Raw genomic sequence first — 7895 nt, 5'->3', positions numbered from 1 at the left:
ATGCTTCTTGGACAAGAATTAAAGTTCAAAAACAAGCTATGCAACTTAAAATTGGGTACCTTTTTCAGTGCCCTCCCAGGGCAACGCCCTGGGTATAGCAGCAGTCAGCAAGACGCCCTGTAAGGGCAAAAGCCTTATAAATTGCCTGGTACTTGAAAGCTTTTGCCCTTACAGGGCGACAGGTTGGCACCCGTAATAACCCAGGGCGCTGCCCTGGGCTAGGAGCTTCTGCCCTTTCAGGGCGTGTGGAGCTAACAAACGAAACTTGAATAAAAATAGAATTCCATGAAACAAGGAAAAATATATCTCTACGACCAATACGTAGGCCTGCTGACGGAAGACGAGACAGGCTTTACCTTCGCCTACGATGCTGATTATCTGGCATCGGATGATGCCGAGGCTGTAAGTCTGACGCTCCCCTTATCCAACGAGCCCTACCACGACACCGTTTTGTTCCCATTCTTCGATGGATTAATTCCCGAAGGATGGCTGCTGAACATCGCGGAAAGCAGTTGGAAAATCAACCAGCGCGATAGAATGTCGCTCCTCCTTGCCTGCTGCAAGGATTGCATCGGAGCCGTCAGCGTGATTCCGGTAGAATAAAAAACTAGAAAGGAGAAAGAATTATGGAGAAATGTCTATATTGCTATAAACCGCTCAAGCCTGATCAGGTAGATTACCATCCCGCCTGCGCACGCAAGCTCTTCGGCACCAAGGAAGCCCCTGTCCTACCCTACGTTAGAAAGGAAATTGGCGACCTGGCAAAACAGGTAGTGCGTGCCCAGACCACCCTCACCGGTGTGCAGGCGAAGCTCTCACTCGATGTAAATCCGGGCGGAAAGAACGAACCATCCCGCTTCACCATCGTAGGTCTTTGGGGAAAATATATCCTCAAGCCACAAACCGACCGCTACCGCTGTCTACCGGAAATAGAAGACCTCACGATGCACCTCGCCGAAGCCGCCAAGATAGCTGTGGTTCCCCACGGACTGATTCGCTTTGCCGATGGTGAACTCTGTTATATCACCCGGAGAATAGACCGACTGGATGATGGACAAAAGGTACCGATGGAAGATATGTGCCAGCTGTCAGAGCGCCTTACCGAATACAAATATAAAGGTTCCTACGAGCAGGTAGCCAGACTCATCAAGAAGTATTCATCCTTCTCGCAGCTCGACCTCGTGAACTATTGGGAAGTGGTCATCTTCTCATGGATTACGGGCAACGCTGACATGCACCTCAAAAACTTCTCGCTCTACAACAACCGCAAGTTGGGTTATGGCTTAACTCCAGCCTACGACCTCCTCTGCACGAAGATTGTTATGCCAGAAGATACCGAAGAGCTCGCCCTGACGCTCAACGGAAGAAAGAGAAAGATTCAGAAATCTGATTTCGTCAAGGTAATGACCGCCTCGGGCCTCAGCGACAAGGTAATCAACAACATAGCCAAGAAGTTCCGCCGTTCCATCGTGAGATGGCTCGACCTGATAGAAGCCTCTTTCCTTCCGGACAGCATGAAGAAGGAATACAAGAAACTGATTCTCAGCAGAGTTATGGCATTAAGATAATGTCTCTGTATAAAATAAAAATAAATCACCCCCGAAAAGGTATAATTAATCAAACTTCGAGATTAACTATACCTTTTCGGGGGTATATTGTTTAAAGCAAATTTGCTTCTTCAATAGTATCCAACCCGAATTTACTTCTTCAATACCGGCTCGCAGGTGATATTCACACCGAGCTTCTTGAAAATCTTCTGGTCTACATCACTCAACATCACGGTGCAATGAGCCTGGCAGCCGCGAAGCTTAGGCAACTGCTCCAATGCCTTCTTGCAGTTCTCATCATTCTCTGAAAGAACAGAGAGGGCTACGAGAACCTCATCAGTATGAAGACGAGGATTGTGACCACCGAGATAATTCACCTTGGTATGCTGGATAGGCTCAATCATCGACTGAGGAATCAGCTTCAATTCATGGTCGATGCCCGCCAGCTGCTTGGTAACATTCAGAATCAATGCCGCACTACAGCCCAGCAGCTCGCTGCTATGACCACAGATGATGGTACCATCCTCCAATTCAATGGCCGAAGAAGTATGTCCCGTCTCCTTCTTATGATTCTTGGCAGCAACCGTCACCTTGCGATAATCAGTAGTAATCTTAGCCTGATTGAAGAGCATCTGAATCTTGTTAATCTCATCATCGTTGCAAGCACCAGCCGCCATCTTGTTGGTAGCCGCATAGTAACGGCGGACAATCTCGTTCTTGGATGCCTCGCAGCAAGCCTCATCATCAGAGATGCAGAAGCCTACCATGTTCACACCCATATCCGTAGGCGACTTGTATGGATTGCTTCCATAGATTCCCTCGAACAGCGCATTGAGCACAGGATAAATCTCTACATCACGGTTATAGTTGATGGCAATCTTGTTGTATGCCTCCAGATGGAACGGGTCTATCATGTTCACATCGTTCAGATCGGCGGTAGCTGCCTCGTATGCGATGTTCACAGGATGCTTCAATGGGAGATTCCACACAGGGAATGTCTCAAACTTAGCATAGCCGGCACGTACACCACGCTTGTTCTCATTATAAAGCTGACTCAGACAAACCGCCATCTTACCGCTACCAGGACCTGGCGCAGTAACAATAACCAAAGGACGCTCAGTCTCAACATAATCGTTCTGACCGAATCCCTCGTCAGAGGCAATCAGACTCACGTTATGAGGATAGCCCTCGATGAGATAATGGCAGTAAGTCTTGATGCCCTCGCGCTCCAGACGCTGTTTGAAGGCGATGGCTGCAGGCTGACCATTATAATGAGTGATGACAACAGAACCCACCATGAAACCACGGTTTTGGAACTCACCACGAAGGCGCAACACGTCCTCATCGTAAGTAATGCCCAAGTCGGCACGCTTCTTGTTTTTCTCAATATCGGCTGCACTAATCACAATAACAATCTCAATGCTATCGCTGATTTTCTGGAACATGCGCAGTTTGCTGTCAGGCTGGAAACCCGGCAAAACTCTGCTGGCATGATGATCGTCAAAAAGTTTACCGCCCAATTCGAGGTAAAGCTTTCCGTCAAACTGTGAGATTCTCTCCTTGATGTGTTCTGACTGAATCTTCAGATACTTCTCGTTATCGAAACCTATCTTCATACTACTTTAAATAAAACTATTTCGCTATTATTTTGCAAATTTGACTGCAAAAGTACAAAAAAGTATTGAATTATCCAACAAGAAAAGCGGAAAGTTGCTTATTTTTCTGTCATGGCAGAGGTTTCAGCCCCTCCCATCTCACATTCCAATTGCCATCCTGCGGAAATCCAGGGTTCGGATGCGTACTTCCATCCCATCCCGCACACATCATTCCCACAGCCATCAACAGACCGCCATTACCCGGAAGATACAGACGGAGACGGGCATCCTGATAGTTGTGCCCACTCACCAGATAGGTATTCTTCTGCTGTTTCATGAGCAAGGCTCCTACAGCATTCTGCGGTTCGCCCATTCTGGCGGCGCACATCGCCATCATCGGATAGTCCCAGCCCCAAGAGGTAGCCCATTTCCAGTTTTTCCAAATCCACTGTTCCGTCTTCTTCATCTTCGCCAAATCTACCTGGGCAACATTCAGAGGCAATACCCCCACAGCTCCCATTACAGCAGGATGATCGCTGAACATACGTTCCTTCCGGTAAGTATCCGGTTCGGTTTCTGCAGCCAGATACAGACTGTCCTTATCTGCCAGAGGCGAAATTTTGCGGATGATATCTTCCCAATGGGCATCACGCTGCTTGCCCAGACGCTCCCGCCACTGCTGTGCCACCTCGAGAGCAAAATGCCAGTAGCTCAATTCGAATGGCGGATTCACGGTTGTTGCTGCCGGCAATGTTTCCTGAGCTGCAATACAGCCCCGAAGCGTATAACGGTTGTTCACCTGGTCGCAGGTTGCAAAATCGCCCATAAACTGAGCGGTTTCCTCTACCAGTCTGCCGTATTTCTGCAAGACGGCAGGCGAAGGATTGGCACGGTACAGCATCTCTGCCAGATAGATGAGATGGGGCTGTTGCCAAATCAGAAAACTGCCCGTACTCGATGGAGCCTCGCCGGCATCAGGGTCGGTCATCTTCATCCATCTCACCCCCTTGAATCCCTGTCTCTCTGCTATCTTCCGCGCATTCTTCTCAGCCTTCAGATACCAGGAAAGCGAACGGTCAAGAAGTTCGGGATGTCCCCAGGTAGCAAACTGCAACTGGTGCCAGAGTATCATTTCGAGATGAAATTTTCCAAACCATGAATTATAGGTCAGTCCCGTTTCCTGAGGAGGTGTATCTCCCGCATCCTGTATAGCCAGAAGATACTGACTCAGCACTACTCTACGCTCTAACTCTCTGGCACGAGGGTCTTTGCACAGACCAAAGTCTACGATGCCCCCTTGCTTCCAATACCGGTTCCAATAAGCTTTCGCATCTGATGCCACCTGCGGGAAGCACTTATCAGGAGATACCTGAACTGGCAATTTTTCCAGATATTCACAACTCACGCTCAGTTCATTTCCTTTAGCCACCAGCTGATAAAAGTTCTTTCCCTTCTGTTTCAGGGCAGCCTTTCCTTCCCATCGCAGTACCACATAATATAGGGTTGCATCAACTACCCGTTTCAAGGTAGCCGACTGAGCAGTATGAGCCACCAAGGTGGTAGAATGCAGCTGATCTTTCGTCCAGTCACACGCATCATCACAATGTCCGCCTGTAGGATAAGCGAATTTCACATCTACCGCAACTTTTCCTCCTTTTCCCGATGCAATGCCCCGGGAAATGATGTGGGTGGCCAGCATATCGCGTTCAGGATCGCAGACGGTTTGCACCTGATAACGGTACTTCTGGTATTCGAAAGAGCTACGGATGATTCCGTTCCACATATCTAGCTTCTGATCTACGTTCTTCACCTGTCTTGGATCAGAACCGAGCGATAAGCCCACAGTTCCCAGATGCAGGCGATGAGGATTCACGCGAAACCAGTCGGCAGCCGCCTTCTTGCGCTTGTCATTCTTGATTTGAGTAGCATAAATCTCCTTGTGTCCTCTCCCGAAATCATACTCTTTCCATGTTTCCTCCTCCTTGAAACCTTCCGGGTTTTGGAACGAATGCCAGCCCCAATCACTCATCGTTCCCAGCGGCACACCTTTGGCATAAGCCTTTGGGAAGGACTGCAATCCTGTTCCGTCAACGGTGACGGCAAAGCCACCATTACCCACACTGAGAGATGACAGGGAATCCATCCCCATGACATGAGGATTGTTTCTTGTCACCACCTGATATCTGTCAATCTGCTGGGCAAAACTTCTGTTTCCACCCCACCCGATACTTCCATAGACGAATGCTATGAATAAAACCAGTTTCTTCATCTTGCTAAATTCCGTTCGTTTTTAATCAATTCGTTTTCTCTTGCTTTAATAGATTTCTATAATATTCCGCAAAAGTACAAAAAAAAGTTGCTTTCGAACAATGTTTTACGCAAATTATTCTTAATTCTCAAGGATTTGCCGTATCTTTGCATCTTGCAATGGGCAGCATAACATGTCATATCGCAAAAACATGAATTTTAAAAGAAAATATAACCGACAAATGAAAAAGAATTTACGTACCGCCTCTATCTGCGTGCAGGGAGGCTATGAGCCAAAGAACGGCGAACCGATTGAAGTGCCAATTTATCAAAGCACTACTTTCAAGTATGACAACTCTGAGGAGATGGCTATGCTCTTCGACCTGAAGAAGGAAGGCTACTTCTATACCCGCCTCCAGAACCCTACCAACGATGTTGTAGCTAAGAAGATTGCCGAACTCGAAGGGGGCGTGGGAGCCGTTTTAACCAGCAGTGGTCAGGCTGCCAACTTCTATGCAGTATTCAACATCTGCGAAGCGGGCGACCATATCGTTACCTCTAATGAGATTTATGGTGGCACCTTCAATCTCTTCGGTGTAACCCTGAAGAAGCTAGGCATTGAGTGTACTTTCGTGAATCCGAACGATAGCGAAGAAGAAATCCAGAAGGCTTTCCGCCCTAACACCAAGGTTGTTTTCGGCGAAACCATCAGCAACCCGGGCTGCGCTGTACTCGACATCGAGAAGTTTGCACGTATTGCTCACAAGAATGGGGTGCCTCTCATCGTTGACAACACTTTCGCTACGCCTATCAACTGCCGCCCATTCGAATGGGGTGCCGACATCGTTACCCACAGTACTACCAAGTATATGGATGGTACCGCTTCACAGGTAGGTGGCGTTGTAGTAGACAGCGGCAACTTCGACTGGATGGCTCATGCTGATAAGTTCCCAGGTCTCTGCACACCGGATGACAGCTACCATGGTCTGACCTATGTGAAGGCTTTCGGCAAGATGGGCTACACCACCAAACTCGTGGCTCAGCTGATGCGCGATCTCGGCAGCATCCCTGCCCCAATGAATTCGTTCATCCTCAACCTCGGTCTTCAGAGTCTCCACCTCCGTATGCGCCAGCATTGTGCCAATGCACAGAAGGTGGCAGAGTTCCTGCAGAACGATGAACGCGTGGCTTGGGTTCATTATAGCGGTCTGGAGGGCGATGAGTATCATGCGCTTGCCCAGAAGTATATGCCAAACGGCACCTGCGGTGTTATTGCCTTCGGATTGAAGGGAGATCGCGAGACTGCCATCAAGTTTATGGATTCTCTCGACATGATCAACATCGTAACCCATGTAGCCGATGCCCGCACCTGTGTGCTCCATCCAGCCAGTCACACCCATCGCCAGCTCAGCGAAGAGCAGCTGAAGGAAGCAGGTGTTGCGCCAGACCTGATTCGCCTCTCCGTAGGTATCGAAGATGTAGAAGACATCCTCGATGATATCAAACAGGCTTTGGACAAGATTTAAGATAACTGAACTTTCGCATATGGGAAGTTAAGGGAAGTTAGGGAAGTTAGAGGGAAGTTAAGAGACAAATGTCCTAAGTTTAAGCTAGAAGACTATTGTCTCTTAACTTCCCGAACGACCGTAGGGAGTGATAACTTCTTTAACTTCAAACAATTCCCTCACTTGCGAAACTTGAATAAGATAACAAAATAACATCAAAGCAACATTATAACAGTAAAATTAGAAACATGATTAAAGCTATGATTTTAGCTGCTGCGGCTCTCACGATAACAATCTCGATGCTATCGCTGATTTTCTGGAACATGCGCAGTTTGCTGTCAGGCTGAAAACCCGGCAATACTCTGCTGGCATGATAATCGTCAAAAAGTTTACCGCCTAATTCGAGGTAAAGCTTTCCGTCAAACTGTGAGATTCTTTCCTTGATGTGTTCTGACTGAATCTTCAGATACTTCTCGTTGTCAAATCCTATTTTCATAATTGTTATTATATCTTGCAATTTGAATTCAAAAATCGCCTGCAAAAATACAAAAGAAGTATCGTACTAACAAATCTTTTATCCGAAAAAAAAAAGAGAACTGCTACATATAGGCTTGCAGCAACATCTCACCCCCTACCAGGAAGGCTAAGACAAGAAAGATAAATATATACAACTGCTCCTTGAGGACAAAATCCAAGACATGAAAATGCTTGTCGTCATTCTCCTCAAGATAGTTTTTATAATCCCTCCACATGAGGGACAAAGCCCCCAATACAATGGACAATATAATACATACACCTACAATTTCGGCTAGATCAGTCGATTGTAATAAAGAAAAGCCTGTCATTTCGTAATTCATTTAAAAGTTAATAAGAATCATTATTATCTACTATTATTAAATAATGATGCAAAGATAATAAAAATCTAATAACCAGACAGTTTCATTGTTCAAGAAAATAGTTTCATTCCTATCAAAAAGGTGTTTCATTGGTAGGAATGAAAC

6 protein-coding genes are annotated in these 7895 nt (G+C 46.9%); 3 read left to right on the top strand and 3 right to left on the bottom strand.

All coding sequences use genetic code 11. From position 1 onward, the window contains the following. Positions 1 to 285: 285 nt before the first annotated feature. Together KSW37_RS14650 and KSW37_RS14645 are read left to right on the top strand one after the other, a co-directional pair. Positions 286 to 603 carry a HipA N-terminal domain-containing protein gene (locus KSW37_RS14650; RefSeq protein WP_217315083.1) on the top strand — a complete coding sequence of 106 codons (318 nt, stop codon included), beginning with the start codon at positions 286 to 288 and terminating at the stop codon, positions 601 to 603. 23 nt (positions 604 to 626) lie between these two features. Further along, a complete protein-coding gene (locus KSW37_RS14645) occupies positions 627 to 1568 on the top strand; it encodes a HipA domain-containing protein (RefSeq protein WP_217315081.1) in 942 nt (313 codons plus the stop codon). 131 nt (positions 1569 to 1699) lie between these two features. On the opposite strand, the gene KSW37_RS14640 is transcribed toward KSW37_RS14645, so the two are convergent. Both KSW37_RS14640 and KSW37_RS14635 read right to left on the bottom strand, forming a co-directional pair. Beyond that, positions 1700 to 3163: a DUF1846 domain-containing protein gene (locus KSW37_RS14640; RefSeq protein WP_217315079.1), complete on the bottom strand. Its 1464-nt coding sequence runs from the start codon at positions 3161 to 3163 to the stop codon at positions 1700 to 1702. A 109-nt stretch (positions 3164 to 3272) separates the two neighbouring features. Next, positions 3273 to 5411 (bottom strand): hypothetical protein, encoded by a 2139-nt coding sequence (locus KSW37_RS14635; protein ID WP_217315077.1) that lies wholly within the window; start codon positions 5409 to 5411, stop codon positions 3273 to 3275. Between the two features lie 220 nt (positions 5412 to 5631). Here KSW37_RS14635 and KSW37_RS14630 point away from each other — a divergent pair, with 220 nt between their 5' ends. Next, positions 5632 to 6915 (top strand): O-acetylhomoserine aminocarboxypropyltransferase/cysteine synthase family protein, encoded by a 1284-nt coding sequence (locus tag KSW37_RS14630; protein ID WP_153137259.1) that lies wholly within the window; start codon positions 5632 to 5634, stop codon positions 6913 to 6915. A 205-nt stretch (positions 6916 to 7120) separates the two neighbouring features. Here KSW37_RS14630 and KSW37_RS14625 read toward each other — a convergent pair whose 3' ends face one another. After that, positions 7121 to 7390, bottom strand: coding sequence for a DUF1846 domain-containing protein (locus tag KSW37_RS14625; protein WP_228114876.1), 270 nt, complete (start codon positions 7388 to 7390; stop codon positions 7121 to 7123). Between the last annotated feature and the right edge of the window lie 505 nt (positions 7391 to 7895).

This window comes from Segatella copri (assembly GCF_019127135.1).
Lineage (GTDB): Bacteria > Bacteroidota > Bacteroidia > Bacteroidales > Bacteroidaceae > Prevotella.
This window is presented reverse-complemented; position numbering and strand designations above follow the sequence as displayed.

Bases quoted from the DNA above. Each gene is read 5' to 3' on its own strand.
- KSW37_RS14650 (WP_217315083.1), top strand. From the start codon at position 286: ATGAAACAAGGAAAAATATATCTCTACGACCAATACGTAGGCCTGCTG.
- KSW37_RS14645 (WP_217315081.1), top strand. From the start codon at position 627: ATGGAGAAATGTCTATATTGCTATAAACCGCTCAAGCCTGATCAGGTA.
- KSW37_RS14640 (WP_217315079.1), bottom strand. From the start codon at position 3,163: ATGAAGATAGGTTTCGATAACGAGAAGTATCTGAAGATTCAGTCAGAA.
- KSW37_RS14635 (WP_217315077.1), bottom strand. From the start codon at position 5,411: ATGAAGAAACTGGTTTTATTCATAGCATTCGTCTATGGAAGTATCGGG.
- KSW37_RS14630 (WP_153137259.1), top strand. From the start codon at position 5,632: ATGAAAAAGAATTTACGTACCGCCTCTATCTGCGTGCAGGGAGGCTAT.
- KSW37_RS14625 (WP_228114876.1), bottom strand. From the start codon at position 7,390: ATGAAAATAGGATTTGACAACGAGAAGTATCTGAAGATTCAGTCAGAA.